This window comes from Pseudomonas sp. SC3(2021), assembly GCF_019856535.1.
Lineage (GTDB): Bacteria > Pseudomonadota > Gammaproteobacteria > Pseudomonadales > Pseudomonadaceae > Aquipseudomonas > Aquipseudomonas monsensis.
In genome coordinates this window covers 2742388-2756656 of record NZ_CP082236.1, presented here as the reverse complement: position 1 = coordinate 2756656, position 14269 = coordinate 2742388, and the positions used below count along the sequence as shown (strand labels likewise).

The following is a 14269-nucleotide window of genomic DNA, read 5'->3' as shown; positions in this document are numbered from 1 at the left end:
CCACTCGGTCATGGCTATTTTGGAGATACAAAATGAACGAATTTACTCTGAATGCTGAAGTGCGTTCCGACCTGGGGAAAGGTGCGAGCCGCCGCCTGCGTCGTCTCGCCGCTCTGGTTCCAGCTGTTGTTTACGGTGGCGAAAAAGCCCCTGAATCCATCAGCATGCTGGCCAAAGAAGTTGCCAAACTGCTCGAAAACGAAGCGGCTTACAGCCACATCATCGAGCTGAACGTTGGTGGCACCAAGCAAAACGTAATCATCAAAGCTCTGCAGCGTCACCCGGCCAAAGGCCACGTGATGCACGCTGACTTCGTACGCGTTGTCGCTGGCCAGAAACTGACCGCTATCGTTCCTGTGCACTTCATCAACGAAGCTGCTCCAGTGAAGAAAGGCGGCGAGATTTCGCACGTTGTTGCTGAAATCGAAGTGACCTGCCTGCCGAAAGATCTGCCTGAGTTCATCGAAGTCGACCTGGCTGACGCTGAAATCGGTTCGATCATTCACCTGTCGGACCTCAAAGCTCCTAAAGGCGTTGAGTTCGTTGCTCTGGCACACGGCGATGACAAGGCTGTTGCCAACGTCCACGCTCCACGTGTTGCTCCAGAAGCTACCGAAGAAGGCGCAGCAGAGTAATTCACTCTGTTACGCCGGAGTGAGCAAGTAACATCGCGGACTGGAACGTAGCGAGAAAGCGGGCGAGAACGCGGAGTTTACATTCATGGTAAATGAGCAATTTTCGTCCACTTTCGCCGCAGCCTCCGATTGCGGCGATGTTATCCACCACTCCAAGGAAGGGCCCCTATCGTGACTGCCATCAAACTGATCGTTGGCCTGGGAAATCCAGGCGCCGAATACGAACAGACCCGGCATAACGCAGGGGCCCTTTTTGTTGAGCGCATCGCTGCCGCGCAAGGTGTGAACCTTGTGGCCGATCGCAAGTATTTCGGCCTGACCGGGCGCTATTCGCATCAGGGTCAGGATGTTCGTCTGCTGATTCCCACCACCTACATGAACCGCAGCGGCCAGGCCGTGGCGGCACTCGCCGGTTTCTTCCGCATCAAGCCTGAAGAAATCCTGGTGGCGCATGACGAACTCGACTTGCCTCCGGGCGTCGCCAAGCTCAAACAGGGCGGCGGCCATGGCGGTCACAACGGGTTGCGCGACATCATCGCGCAACTGGGTAATCAGAATACGTTCTACCGCCTGCGGCTTGGCATTGGCCACCCAGGCGTTGCCAGTATGGTTTCAAATTTCGTCCTGGGTCGTGCGCCACGCGCCGAACAGGAAAAACTCGATGCCAGCATCGACTTTGCCCTCGGCGTGCTGCCGGATATCCTCGCCGGGGAATGGAACCGCGCGATGAAAAACCTGCACAGCCAGAAGGCCTGACTCTAATCCGAGGGGAAACACCATGGGATTCAATTGCGGCATCGTCGGCCTGCCTAACGTCGGCAAGTCCACCCTGTTCAACGCCCTGACCAAATCCGGTATCGCGGCCGAGAACTTCCCCTTCTGCACCATCGAGCCGAACAGCGGCATCGTGCCGATGCCCGATCCTCGTCTGGAAGCCCTGGCGGCCATCGTCAATCCGAAGCGCATCCTGCCGACCACCATGGAATTCGTCGACATCGCAGGCCTGGTGGCCGGCGCGTCGAAAGGTGAAGGCCTGGGCAACAAGTTCCTGGCCAACATCCGCGAAACCGACGCCATCGCTCACGTGGTGCGCTGCTTCGAAGACGACAACGTGATCCACGTGTCGAACAGCGTCGATCCGAAGCGCGACATCGAAATCATCGACCTGGAACTGATCTTCGCCGACCTCGACAGCTGCGAGAAGCAACTGCAGAAAGTCGCGCGCAACGCCAAGGGCGGTGACAAGGACGCCGTGGTTCAGAAGGCTCTGCTGGAGCAACTGATCGCACACTTCACCGAAGCCAAGCCGGCGCGCAGCCTGATGAAGAACATGAGCGCTGACGAAAAGGCCGTGATCAAGGGCTTCCACCTGCTGACCACCAAGCCGGTCATGTACATCGCCAACGTCGCTGAAGACGGTTTCGAGAACAACCCGCACCTGGACGTGGTCAAGGCCATTGCCGAGGAAGAAGGCGCGATGGTGGTTCCGGTCTGCAACAAGATCGAAGCGGAAATCGCCGAGCTCGACGACGGCGAAGAGAAGGACATGTTCCTCGAGGCCCTGGGCCTGGAAGAGCCTGGCCTGAACCGCGTGATCCGCGCCGGCTACGAAATGCTGCACCTGCAGACCTACTTCACCGCCGGTGTCGAAGAAGTCCGCGCCTGGACCGTCAAAGTCGGTGCCACCGCACCACAAGCGGCCGGCGTGATCCACACCGACTTCGAGAAAGGCTTCATCCGCGCCGAAGTGATCGCCTACAACGACTTCATCCAGTACAAGGGCGAAGCCGGTACCAAAGAAGCCGGTAAATGGCGTCTGGAAGGCAAGGATTACATCGTTAAAGACGGCGACGTGATGCACTTCCGCTTCAACGTCTAAGCAACACCGTTCAAGAAAAAGCCGCGTTTGATACGCGGCTTTTTTGTGCCTGAAATACTCTCCGCCGCACCACCTGAGAATTTGTGGGAGTGAGCTTGCTCGCGAAAGCGGAGTGTCAGCAAAGCATTCGTCGACTGACACGACGCCTTCGCGAGCAAGCTCGCTCCCACAGGGGATGTTTGTGGGATCAGGTCTTTTTGGTGCGTGGCAGGAAAATCGCCAGTACGCCAAATAGTGGCAGGAACGAACACAGGAAATACACGTACTCAATCCCGTGCACATCCGCCAGATGCCCCAGCAACGCCGCACCAATCCCGCCAAACCCGAACATCAAACCAAAAAAGATCCCGGCGATCATCCCGACATTGCCTGGCACCAGTTCCTGCGCGTACACCACAATCGCCGAGAACGCCGAGGCGAGGATGAAGCCGATAATCACGCTGAGAATGGTGGTCCAGAACAGATCCACGTGGGGCATGAGCAGCGTGAACGGTGCCACACCGAGGATCGAGAACCAGATCACCGCCTTCCGCCCGATCCTGTCGCCGATCGGCCCGCCGAAGAACGTACCCGCCGCCACCGCGCCAAGAAACAGGAACAGGTGCAACTGCGAACTGGCCACCGACAGGTCGAACTTTTCGATCAGGTAAAACGTGAAGTAACTGGTCAGGCTGGCCATGTAGAAATACTTGGAGAACACCAACAGCCCCAGCACCACCAGCGCACTGGTCACCCTGCCCTTCGACAGCCCATGAGTCGCCGCCTGGCCGGCCTTGAGTTTGAACAGGTTCAGGTGATGGGCGTACCAGCGACTGATGCGGTACAGCACGAACAGCGCAAATACCGCGAACAGACCGAACCACGCGACGTTGCCCTGACCGAACGGAATGATGATCGCCGCCGCCAGCAACGGGCCGAAAGCGGAACCGGCATTACCGCCCACCTGGAAAGTCGATTGCGCCAGACCAAAGCGCCCACCCGAAGCCAGTCGCGCAATCCGCGAGGCCTCGGGGTGGAAGGTCGAGGAACCGATTCCGATCAGCGCCGCCGCCAGCAGAATCAACGGGAAACTGCCGACCACCGACATCATCACGATGCCGATCAGCGTGCAGATCGAACCTGCCGGCAACAGCCACGGCTTGGGATGCCGATCGGTGTGATAACCGACCCACGGCTGCAACAGCGACGCGGTCAGTTGAAAGGTCAAGGTAATCAGGCCGACCTGAGTGAAGCTCAGACCGTAATTGGCCTTAAGCATCGGATAGATCGACGGCAACACCGACTGAATCAGGTCATTGATCAAATGCGCCAGCGCGACCGCGCCGATGATGCGCATCACTAACGGACTGCTTTGGGGAGGAGCGGACGCTGAGGCAGCGGCGGTCTGAACGTTGCTGATAGCCATGGGAATTCCGGACAGCAGATGGGTGCGCGCAGGCAAGTGCGTCAATGTGCCATTTTTCGGTGCGTGAACGCCATCCCCTTAGCCAGCTAACTAACTGACTGATCGTCGACTGCAAGGTGATAGCGCAACGCCATGGTCTGAATCTTGCCTTGCTTCTCCCCTTGAACGCGGCGCCCTTACAAAGGGCACCGACAATGGGAAGTTTCGCTACAGAGCCGGCCCACAGAGCGGGCGAGAGTGAACTTTCGAGGCCTTTTAGCAGGGCACCCCATCAACGTCGCACGACCGCGATGCACGCCGATGGTGCGTGGTGTCCAGAGGAGTCATGAGGCATGCAGGCTTTCCTTTCACCGGGGATCAAATTGCTGGGGCGGTTTGGCTTCGCAGGTAAATTCCAGTTGTTGTTTCTGCTGTTCATTCTGCCGTTGGCCGGCAGCCTGTTGATGATCGGCCAGGACTATCGCGACAAGCTCAATCTGATTTCCGGCGAACGCGCCGGCGTGCGCCAGTTGCTCGCGCTCGATGCGCTGGACAACCTGCTCGCGGCCCAACGTGACCGCGCCGCCCGCTGGCGCGCCACGGAAACCAATCGCCAACCGACGCCGGCCACCCTCGCCGCCATGGGCGCGTTCGATGCGGTGCAACCGGCCGTCCTGCAAGCCACCACCGATTTGGGCACTGCACTGAAAAATGAAGGTGCCGAGGGCGAAACACTCACCCGCTATCAGGCGCTGCAAACGGCGCTCAACGGCCTGGACTCGAAAAGCCTCAGCGGTGTCGGTTGGTGGCCGGACGGCTACGACCGATTCACCAACGCCCTCAGCGCGCTGCAAGCATTACGCGAGCAGATTGTCATGGATAACCGCCTGACCCTCGCGCCGTGGCTGGAAACCTATCTGCTGACGCAGATCTCCACGCAGCACGCGCCGGATCTGATCGAGCGCGTCGGACGTCTGGCAGCGGTCGGCCAGGCCTCGGTAGTCTCCGGCCAGTTCACCCTGCAAAGCCGTTTGCAATTGCGCGACTTGCGCAGCCGTATCGGCGATGCCCGCGAGCAACTGGTCAAAACCGCCACGCTGCTCGAAGCGCGCCTGCCGAAAGATCAGCAACGCTGGGCCAGCCAATACCACGACAGCCTGAAACACCTCGACAGCGGCTTGAAGGTCCTTGATGACGGCGTGTTCGGCGGCAGCATCAACCTCAAGCCGGACGACTTCGAACGCAGCCTCGACGCCTTGCTGAGCGACCTCGCCGCCCTGCGCCAGCAATCACTGGTGGCGCTGGATCAACGGCTTGACGCCTACCACAGCTCGGCGATTCGCCAATTCATCATGGTCGCGGTGATCTTTGGCTGCCTGCTGCTCGCAGCGTTGTACCTGTTTATCTGCCTGCAAGCCTCGATCCGCCGCAGCGCCAGCGGCATCACCCTGCTCGCTGAAGCCCTGCGCGACGGCAACCTGAGCCTGCAAGTGCCCGTGGTCGGTCGTGATGAGCTGGCGGCGATCAGCACTGCGCTCAACGTGGCCGTGGTGCAGTTGCGCAGCAGCATGCTCGGTGTCGATCACGAGACCTCGCAACTGAGCAACGCGGTGCGCAGCCTCAACGAACACTCCAGCGGCGCCCTCAGCGAAGTCGAAGCGCAGCAATTGCAGATCAGCCAGATCGCCGCCGCTGCGACGCAATTGGCCGCCACCTCGCAAGGCGTGGCGCAAAGTTGCGAACAGGCCTCCGGCAGCGCTCAGCACACCCGGCGCATTGCCGCCGACAGCAGCCGTGACAGCCAGCGCACCACGGCGAGTATTCAGCAGCTCAATCAGCGTTTGAACGAAACTGCAGCGGCACTCGGCCGGGTCAGCGAGCAAGGCCAGCAGATTCAATTGGTCGTCGACACCATTCGTGGTGTCGCCGAGCAAACTAACCTGCTCGCACTCAATGCGGCCATCGAAGCCGCACGCGCCGGTGAACAGGGACGCGGTTTCGCCGTGGTGGCCGATGAAGTACGCAGCTTGTCGCAGCGTACACAGTCGTCCACCGCGCAGATCGCCGGCACAGTCGACAGCTTGCGCGCCACGGTCAATGAAGCGGTGAGTCTGATGGAAGCCGCGTGCGGCCAGGCGCAAACCGATGCCGAGTCGGTCACCGGTCTGGGTGAGCGTTTGGGCGAAATTGCCAGCGCTGTGCAGAGCGTCACCGATACCCTGGCGCAGATCGCTACGGCGGTTGAGGAACAGGCGAGCACCGCCGACGAGGTCAGCGCCAATATCCAGCAGGTCGATCAAGCCGCTGTGCGATTGCTCGAAGGTGCGCGGGCGGTGAATCTGGCAGCCGACACCTTGAGTCAGGGCAGCGATGCCTTGAGCGCGAATACCGCAAGATTTCAGCTGCGTTGATGCCCCGCCCGGCCCGGATTTCGCGGGCCGGAGGATAAGCGGTTGAAAATAAGAAGAAATATTTTAAATTTACGCTTGACGCTTTTCCATTTCAGGGGAATAATGCGCGCCACTTGGCTACATAGCTCAGTTGGTTAGAGCATAGCATTCATAATGCTGGGGTCCGGGGTTCAAGTCCCTGTGTAGCCACCAAGTACTAAAAACGGCTTACCGAAAGGTAGGCCGTTTTTTTATGCCTCGAGAAAAGTCTCGGTAATCTGTTACTTCAAAATATCCTTCTGTTCGTTGCTCGTTTTGGTCGCTGCCTGTGCGATCAAGGCGTCAAGCATCTGCGCAATGACCTTCTGCTGGACCTTCGAAAGCTCATTGATCGACTGCAACCGTCGATACCACGTCGAGGTCAAGCTGCGTCTGGGCCTCTCCGTGTACGAGGGAACGCCGAGCAGGTCTTCAACAGGCACGCGAAGCGCAAATGCCATCTTCACCAGTGTCGTGACCGGCATGCTGCGAGTGCCCTCCTCGTAGCCCTGAAAGGTTTGCCGGGAAAGACCTAAAGCCCGTGCAAACCGAGTCTGTGTGATCTCGTGAACTGTGCGTAAGTGAGCAATGCGACTGCCCATCGCCACCAGAGAATCGCGGTCCTCATTGGAAACACTCATGACAATGGCCGACTGAACATAGAGTTGAATGGCAACGGACTCATCCTTTTCATCTGAAATCCATCCTGGAAAAACAACAGAAAATATCCTCAGGTAAAGGCGCGTAAGTTGTCGACCTGAAAAATCTGTAGGAAACATTCAGACGCGCCCTCCATCCAAAGCGAAAGACTACAAGCGCGAAACACCGCTGGTTCATCTGAATCAATCGCCAATCAACAGGCCGAGAGAGCGCTGTAGGAAACAGGTCCGATTCAGGTACGAATTGGATTTTTCGTAAAACCAAGCGCCTGAAACTTACCCCATCGGTTTGCCCGAATTCCCCATTGACCGACAAGCTTCCCTGGCTCGATTCAAAGCCATACAGGGAGTTGGCATGGCTCTATTCAAATCTCTCTTCGATGAAGATTGGCCTTGGGAACGTCCGAGATGGAACGGCTCGTGGGCCGCTTGGAATCCGCCTCCCCCTCCGGAGCCGGTGTACGTCGAAAAGGATGAATGGCCAACGCCCAAGCCCCGCGAAGATCAGGTATTCGCCAAGTCCTGCACTGTGGATAACTGGTGCCGAACGGACGCCGGTACGGCACCCGAACCCGCCAGCAACTTCGGCAAGGTCATGGTCGCCGGCGCCATGCTCTTGCCCTCTGCCAGCACCGCTGTGGCGACAGCGATAGGCGCCGATCTGGCCTTGGGGCGTTTGGCGGGCGGCGGGATTCTGCAACAGCGCCTCAACTGGGCAATTCGCGGCGCCGGTGGGCCGGCCAGCGTGTTCGTCCTCGGGATGCTGCCGACCCGCATGGGTGACGGCACGCTGCATACCGATGAACAACTGCGCCGCATGAGCCGCGCCGCCACTCGTGTGCGCTTCCAATTTCGGCGTGATGCCGAAGGGGTCATGCAGGTTTACGGCATCCACGCCGGCGCTTCGGGCGATGACTCGGTGCGTACCGTCAAAGTCGAGTGGAACAGCGACAAGACTGCGATGGAGGCCAAGCTCAACGGCATCACGATTTTGTGGACGCCGCAACGCGGGCCACTCGGTTCAATGCCGCCGCTGGTTTATCCAGAACACGGCGAGCAACTGAACACGATCCTTGTTCATCCGATTCCCGAGAACACTGATACCCAGATAGAAGGCCTGCCCGGCGAGGACATTACTGCCGAGGATTGTATTCTGGTGTTCCCGGCGGACACTGGTTTGAAGTCACTGTATGTGGTGTTTTCGAGGCCGGCCAGACTGACGCCGGGTACAGTGACGGGGGTTGGCGAGGATGTTTCGGGGATATGGCTCATCGGAGCAAGCTCTGGGGTAGGAGTTTCAATTCCGACGGACGTGGCAGACTCACTGCGTGGACGCGACTTCAAAAGCTTCGACTCGTTCAGAGCAGCCCTTTGGAAAGCCGTTTCGGAGTCAGCCGTGGTGGATCAGTTCATCAAACAGAACGCTGGCCGTATGCGTAAAGGCAAAGCACCACGTGTGCGCAAAGTCGATAGCGTCGGAGGTAGAAGATCTTACGAACTTCATCACCTCGAAAAAATATCAGAGGGCGGCGGCGTTTACGACGTAGATAATCTGCGAGTGAACACGCCGCGAAACCACATCGATATCCACCGGAACGAATAGGTTAGCCATGACAGACAAGTTATTGAAAAACAGCATTTCGGAGTACACCGAGGCCGAGTTCATCGCGCTGCTGGAAGAACTCGCTAAAGAAGATGAAGAAGCCGAAAGCGACGATCGCGCTGACTTGCTGCTGTTGCACTTCGAGAAAATCAGCGAACACCCAGCTGGGTCGGATCTGATCTATTACCCGAAGCCTGGTGCGGATAGCTCCCCTCAGGGCGTAACGAAAATTGTAAAAGAATGGCGAGCAGCGCAGGGTTTGCCGGGCTTCAAGCAGTAAGTGCTTTTAAATATCTCGAGACCACACCGAACGTGTGGCAAGGGGATAAACCTCCCCACCACAAGGCTATGCCTGATCTACTCAGGCTTCTCTGCCGATAGGGCTGCCAAACCCTTCACCCAGATCTGCCGCGTGCGCAAACCGACCATTGCGCGCCAATCCGGATCAGCTGGATAGAACTGCTCGAGCAGATTCAGTTTGATTTCACGTCCTACAGCATCCAGCGGATCACCGTGCAAATGCAGCCACTGGTCATCACGCAAATGCCGATGCACATCCGGCCCCGGATACGTCCCGCACTCGATCACGAATGGCATCAACTGCACGCCCGGCAGCGCATTGAGCAACGCCTGCGAGGTGTACCCGGTAGCCGTCGCCGCGACGCCGGTTTCGCTCAAGGTGTCGGCGCCGGTGTGCAGGGTGTAAAGCCATGGACCGTAGATCGACTGGGCGTGCGCCAGCGCCGGGTAAGGCGCCTGGGTGATGGTCAGCAACATCGGATGACCGTACTCACCGGCGCCGGTGTGCAGGTCGAAACACATCACGGTTTCCGCACCCGCCAGATGCGTTTCGATGATTTGGTGCAACGTGCGATTCGACCAGCTCGGCGCGCGGCCGCCGTAGAACAGGCCATCGGGATGGCTGTGCTGACCGCCCTCGACAATCGACATCACCGCCGGCCAGCCGTGTTCGGCAATCTGTGCATCGAGCAAGGCATCGGCCCGCGCGCGCTGCGGGCCGTTCAAGTCGGTGCAGGCGTAGATTTCATGCAGAGCGGCGTAAGCGCTGTTTTCCGGCAACGGTCCGGTGAAATCCAGGTGATTGCGGTTGAGGTCGATATTGTCTTCGTTGACCCGCCGCAGCCACGCGGTGCCCCAAGGGTTGATCAGGTGAACCATGACCACCGCGACATCCTTGGGCAGCGACCCCGACACGAAGGCTTTCAACCATTCGATCTGACAATCCGAGCCGTAATAGCCCTCGACCCCGTGCGTGCCGCTGAGCGCTACCAGCCGACGTTTGGCCTGCGGATCGCCGAGCACGGCGACGTCGGTGCTCAGGGGTTCGCCGAATGGCCCGCAACGTGGATGTGCGTAGGAAGTGAGCGTGGCGCCGGCGGCATTGGCGGCGGCGATGAACTGCTCGCGTTGATCGCGGTAGCTGGACTCGGAGGGGAACTCGCTGTGCATATCGGTCTCTTGTTGATCTTGTAATTGTGGGAGCGAGCTTGCTCGCGAAAGCGGTTGTACATTCAACATTTCTGCCGACTGACACTGCGCATTCGCGAGCAAGCTCGCTCCCACAGGTGCTCAGTGCAGCTCAACGGATTTGCGGTTGACCCTAGCGAACATCCACCCCGAAAAGAAAGACAAAAATGCCCATCGGTTTGCGTCGCGACCGAGCGGTCGATAAAGTCCGTCAGACCTTTCACCCCACGGACGGAGAGCACCACGTGTTTCCAGCCCTGCCCCTGCGCCGCTTTCGCCTGCCAGCCCTGACGCTGCTCGTCAGCGCCCTGACCCTCACGGCGTGCAACGCCCCGCCCTCTTCGACCCTGCCGCTGGCCCCGGAAGCCGCTTCCGGTTACCGCACCGATCTGCAAACCCGTCACGCCAGCCAGCACATGGCCGCTGCCGCCAATCCGCTGGCCGCCGAAGCCGGTCGGGAGATGCTGCGTAAGGGCGGTTCGGCGATTGATGCGGCGATTGCGATGCAAGCGGTGCTGACGCTGGTCGAACCGCAGTCTTCCGGGATCGGCGGCGGCGCGATGATCGTGCTGTGGGACGGCAAACAGGTACGCACCTACGACGGTCGCGAAACCGCACCGGCCGGCGCCACCGAGAAGCTGTTCCTGCAGGCCGACGGCAAACCGATGGCGTTCCAGCAGGCGCAGATCGGCGGGCGCTCGGTCGGGACACCGGGTGTGCTGCGTGCGCTGCAACTGGCGCACAAACAACATGGTCGCCTGCCTTGGGCCACACTGTTCGAGCCGGCGATCAAACTCGCCGAGCAAGGTTTTGCGATTTCACCGCGCCTGCATTCGCTGCTGGCGTCCGACCCGATGATCCGCCAATCTCCGGACATGGCCGCGTATTTCCTCAACCGCGACGGCAGCGTCAAAGCCGTGGGCACCCGTCTGCAAAACCCTGCGCTGGCCGCCGTGCTCAAACGCATCGCCAACGAAGGCCCGGACGCGCTCTATAAAGGCCCGATCGCCGAAGAGATCGTCGCCAAGGTGCAAGGCCACGCCAACCCCGGCAGCCTGTCGCTGAATGATTTGCAAGGCTACCAGGCCAAAGAGCGCGCACCACTGTGCACCGACTACAAACGCTGGCAGGTGTGCGGCATGCCGCCACCGTCGTCGGGCGGGATCGCGGTGGCGCAGATTCTCGGTACGTTGCAGGCGCTGGAAACCCGCGATCCACGTCTTTCCCTGACACCGCTCAAACCGCTGAAAACCAATAAACCGGCCGGCATTGAACCGGATCCGCAAGCCGTGCACCTGATCGCCGAAGCCGAGCGTCTGGCCTATGCCGACCGTGCGCAATACGTCGCCGATACCGACTTCGTCCCGGTGCCGGTCAAAGGCCTGGTCGACCCGGGTTACCTCGCCAGCCGCGCCAGCCTGATCGGTGAACGCAGCATGGGCAGCGCCAAACCGGGCACCCCGCCGGGCGTGCAAGTGGCCTACGCCCCGGACCGCTCGCCGCTGCGCATCTCCACCTCACAAGTCGTCGCGGTAGATGACCTCGGTGGCGCGGTGTCGATGACCACCACCATCGAAGCCGCGTTCGGCTCGCACCTGATGGTTCAGGGTTTTCTGCTGAACAATCAGATGACCGACTTCTCGTTCATCCCCGAAGAGAACGGGCAGAAAGTCGCCAACCGCGTCGAGCCCTTAAAACGCCCGCGCTCGTCAATGGCGCCAACGCTGATCTTCGATCGCAACAGCGGTGAATTCGTCGCCACGGTTGGCTCGCCGGGCGGTTCGCAAATCATCGAATACGTGGCGAAAACCACCGTCGGCCTGCTCGACTGGAACCTCGACCCGCAAAGCGCCATCAGCCTGCCCAACTTCGGCAGCCGCAACGGCCCGACCGAACTGGAACAAGGCCAGTTCAGCCCGGTACTGATCCAGGCGCTGAAAGACAAAGGGCATGCGGTGAATGAAATCGACATGACCAGCGGCACCCAGGCCATCGTGCGGGTCAAGGATGCGCAGGGGAAAGCGTCGCTGGAAGGTGGCGCGGATCCGCGGCGGGAAGGCGAAGCGCTAGGGGATTGAGGCTAGGACGCAAAACAAAAAAGGCTTACCGCGAGGTAGGCCTTTTTTCATGCAACTGATTAACTCGGGAGATCACTCGGCTCAGCGATTAGCCACCAGATGCGCCCCAAACAGCAAATAACAACCACCGGCCAAGCGATCCAGCCATTGCCGCGAACGCTCATACACACCGGCAATCCGCCGGCTGGCGAAGAACAGCGCCACGCAGCAATACCAGCTGAACGACAACGTCGCCATGGTCAGCACCGCCAGCGCCAGCAACAATGGCGGGATGTGAGCCGGCATGGCGGTGGCGAAAATGGTTGCGACGAACAGTGCGGACTTGGGATTGGTCATGTTGCCCAGAAAGCCCCGCCCGTACGCGCCGAGCAATGTCTGCTCCGAGGCATCGAGCGTGCCTGGGACGATCGGCGCCTTGCGCTTGAACTGCTTGAGCCCGAGGTAGATCAGGTAGCAGCCACCGGCGATCTTGAAGCTCAGGTACAGCGTCGGCGCGGCACTGAACAGCGACTGAATGCCCAAGCCACCCGCCAGACCCCACAACACGGTTCCGCTGGCCACGCCGAGCGCAGCGATAACGCCATGACGGCGGGAACGGCTGACCGCCAGTTGTGCGATGTTGAAGAAATTCGGGCCGGGCGTGACCACGGCCACCGTCCACAACAGGGCCAACGACAGCAATGGCGCCAGATAACTCGAAAGGGAAAGATCCATGGGGCATGCGCCTGATTGGCTTGACGATGCCCTCCACCTTGCAACATCCGGCAATATTTTGCCATCAGCCCGCTAACGTCTTACCCACCACCGCATCACCAATCTTCAGGAAATGCCCGCCGGCCACATGGTGCAAAGTACGCAAACCATCATGCCCCTCGAAATGCCAACGCCCCTCACGGAACACTCGCTCGTCGGCGTGGGCGGCGATGACTTCAGCGAGGAACAGGTCGTATTGCTCGTGGTTGCGCGGCTCCGGGAGCAAACGGCATTCGAGCCAGGCGACACAGCCCTCAAGCAGCGGGGCTTCGACTTGTTCACCGGCAAAGGTCTGCAAGCCGTAAGCCTGAAACTTGTCTTGCCCTTGGGCTTGGCTGATTTCCAGGCCCGACGTATTGCCGACGGTTTGCACGATGTCGGCCTGATTGGCGCACGGGACGTTGAGCACGAAGGTGCCGGACGCTTCGAGCAACTGGCGGGTCCAGGTGGACTTATCGAGAACCACCGCGACTTTCGGCGGTTCGAAATCCAGCGGCATCGCCCAGGCGGCGGCCATGATGTTGCGCTTGCCATCATGGGCGGCGCTGACCAGCACGGTCGGCCCGTGGTTGAGCAAACGGTAGGCTTTGTTCAGGGGCACCGGGCGGCGGTGGGAATCGCTCATGGGGATCAGCTCCGGGGGAAAAGGAGCCGATTGTAGCGCCAGACCACAGAAAGAAGGCGGGCGAAAAACCTGTGGGAGCGAGCTTGCTCGCGAAGGCGAAAGGTCAGTCACATCAATGTTGAATGACACACCGCTTTCGCGAGCAAGCTCGCTCCCACAAGGGATCAGTGCAGGTCAGTGAGTCAGTTGATTGGCGAACTGGCCGACGGCATCCACCACTTTCTGCGCACCGTCCTGAATCTCGACAATCACCGTACCCGCCTCTGCCGCCAGCGCCAGGCCTTGTTCGGCCTGCAGCTTGCCATCGGTCATCAGGGCCACGGCGTTGCGCGCCATTTCCTGGTTCTGCCGCACTACACCGACGATCTCTTCAGTCGCCTGACTGGTGCGCGACGCCAGTTGCCGCACTTCGTCGGCCACCACCGCAAAGCCGCGACCCTGTTCACCGGCGCGGGCCGCTTCGATGGCGGCGTTGAGCGCCAGTAGGTTGGTTTGCTCGGCAATACCGCTGATGGTCTTGACGATGGTGCCGATCACCTGCGACTGCTCGTTCAACGCTTCGATGCCCTCACCGGCAGCTTGCATGTGTCGCGACAGATCACGCATCACGTTCACCGCTTCAGTGACCACGGTGGTGCCACGTTGCGCGGTGCTGTCGGTTTGCTGCGAGGTGCTATAGGCAATGCTCGCCGCGTCGGCAACCGCTTGTTCGCGATTGACCTGATCGGTGATCACC

General features: G+C 60.0%; 12 protein-coding genes, 1 tRNA gene and 1 pseudogene. 8 read left to right on the top strand and 6 right to left on the bottom strand.

Translation table 11 applies throughout. The annotated features are described in order from the left end of the window. Nucleotides 1-32 precede the first annotated feature (32 nt). The 3 genes from K5Y35_RS12310 (at nt 33) to ychF (ending at nt 2514) form a co-directional block, all read left to right on the top strand. Nucleotides 33-635, top strand: a complete 603-nt coding sequence (locus K5Y35_RS12310) for a 50S ribosomal protein L25/general stress protein Ctc (protein ID WP_123463023.1) — start codon at nt 33-35, stop codon at nt 633-635. A 171-nt stretch (nt 636-806) separates the two neighbouring features. Continuing rightward, entirely contained in the window at nt 807-1391 is a 585-nt protein-coding gene (gene pth / locus K5Y35_RS12305; RefSeq protein WP_003228164.1) for an aminoacyl-tRNA hydrolase, read from the top strand. A gap of 22 nt (nt 1392-1413) precedes the next feature. Then, on the top strand, nt 1414-2514 hold the full coding sequence (gene ychF, locus K5Y35_RS12300) for a redox-regulated ATPase YchF (RefSeq protein WP_103306068.1): 1101 nt from the start codon (nt 1414-1416) through the stop codon (nt 2512-2514). A 187-nt stretch (nt 2515-2701) separates the two neighbouring features. Here ychF and K5Y35_RS12295 read toward each other — a convergent pair whose 3' ends face one another. Further along, entirely contained in the window at nt 2702-3919 is a 1218-nt protein-coding gene (locus K5Y35_RS12295) for an MFS transporter (RefSeq protein WP_186748002.1), read from the bottom strand. Between the two features lie 332 nt (nt 3920-4251). Here K5Y35_RS12295 and K5Y35_RS12290 point away from each other — a divergent pair, with 332 nt between their 5' ends. Then, nucleotides 4252-6309: a methyl-accepting chemotaxis protein gene (locus K5Y35_RS12290; RefSeq protein WP_222834304.1), complete on the top strand. Its 2058-nt coding sequence runs from the start codon at nt 4252-4254 to the stop codon at nt 6307-6309. A gap of 115 nt (nt 6310-6424) precedes the next feature. Next, nucleotides 6425-6501, top strand: a tRNA-Met gene (locus K5Y35_RS12285). Between the two features lie 68 nt (nt 6502-6569). Here the strand turns inward: K5Y35_RS12285 and K5Y35_RS12280 are convergent. After that, a complete protein-coding gene (locus K5Y35_RS12280) occupies nt 6570-7106 on the bottom strand; it encodes a helix-turn-helix domain-containing protein (protein ID WP_222834303.1) in 537 nt (178 codons plus the stop codon). Between the two features lie 235 nt (nt 7107-7341). Between K5Y35_RS12280 and K5Y35_RS12275 the strand changes: the two genes are divergently transcribed. Continuing rightward, nucleotides 7342-8589, top strand: coding sequence for an S-type pyocin domain-containing protein (locus K5Y35_RS12275; protein ID WP_222834302.1), 1248 nt, complete (start codon nt 7342-7344; stop codon nt 8587-8589). 7 nt (nt 8590-8596) lie between these two features. Then, entirely contained in the window at nt 8597-8869 is a 273-nt protein-coding gene (locus K5Y35_RS12270; RefSeq protein ID WP_128616316.1) for a bacteriocin immunity protein, read from the top strand. Between the two features lie 77 nt (nt 8870-8946). Here K5Y35_RS12270 and K5Y35_RS12265 read toward each other — a convergent pair whose 3' ends face one another. Next, complete coding sequence (locus K5Y35_RS12265; protein ID WP_222834301.1) at nt 8947-10059, bottom strand: DUF2817 domain-containing protein; 1113 nt, start codon at nt 10057-10059, stop codon at nt 8947-8949. A 263-nt stretch (nt 10060-10322) separates the two neighbouring features. Between K5Y35_RS12265 and ggt the strand changes: the two genes are divergently transcribed. Continuing rightward, on the top strand, nt 10323-12155 hold the full coding sequence (ggt, locus tag K5Y35_RS12260; protein ID WP_222834455.1) for a gamma-glutamyltransferase: 1833 nt from the start codon (nt 10323-10325) through the stop codon (nt 12153-12155). Between the two features lie 81 nt (nt 12156-12236). Here the strand turns inward: ggt and K5Y35_RS12255 are convergent, their stop codons facing one another. The 3 genes and pseudogenes from K5Y35_RS12255 to K5Y35_RS28170 form a co-directional block, all read right to left on the bottom strand. Beyond that, entirely contained in the window at nt 12237-12869 is a 633-nt protein-coding gene (locus K5Y35_RS12255) for a LysE family translocator (RefSeq protein WP_222834300.1), read from the bottom strand. Between the two features lie 64 nt (nt 12870-12933). Further along, nucleotides 12934-13533, bottom strand: a complete 600-nt coding sequence (locus K5Y35_RS12250) for a flavin reductase family protein (protein WP_222834299.1) — start codon at nt 13531-13533, stop codon at nt 12934-12936. A 174-nt stretch (nt 13534-13707) separates the two neighbouring features. After that, nucleotides 13708-14145 (bottom strand): annotated as a pseudogene (locus tag K5Y35_RS28170) (methyl-accepting chemotaxis protein); the annotation flags it as partial. Nucleotides 14146-14269: the final 124 nt, after the last annotated feature.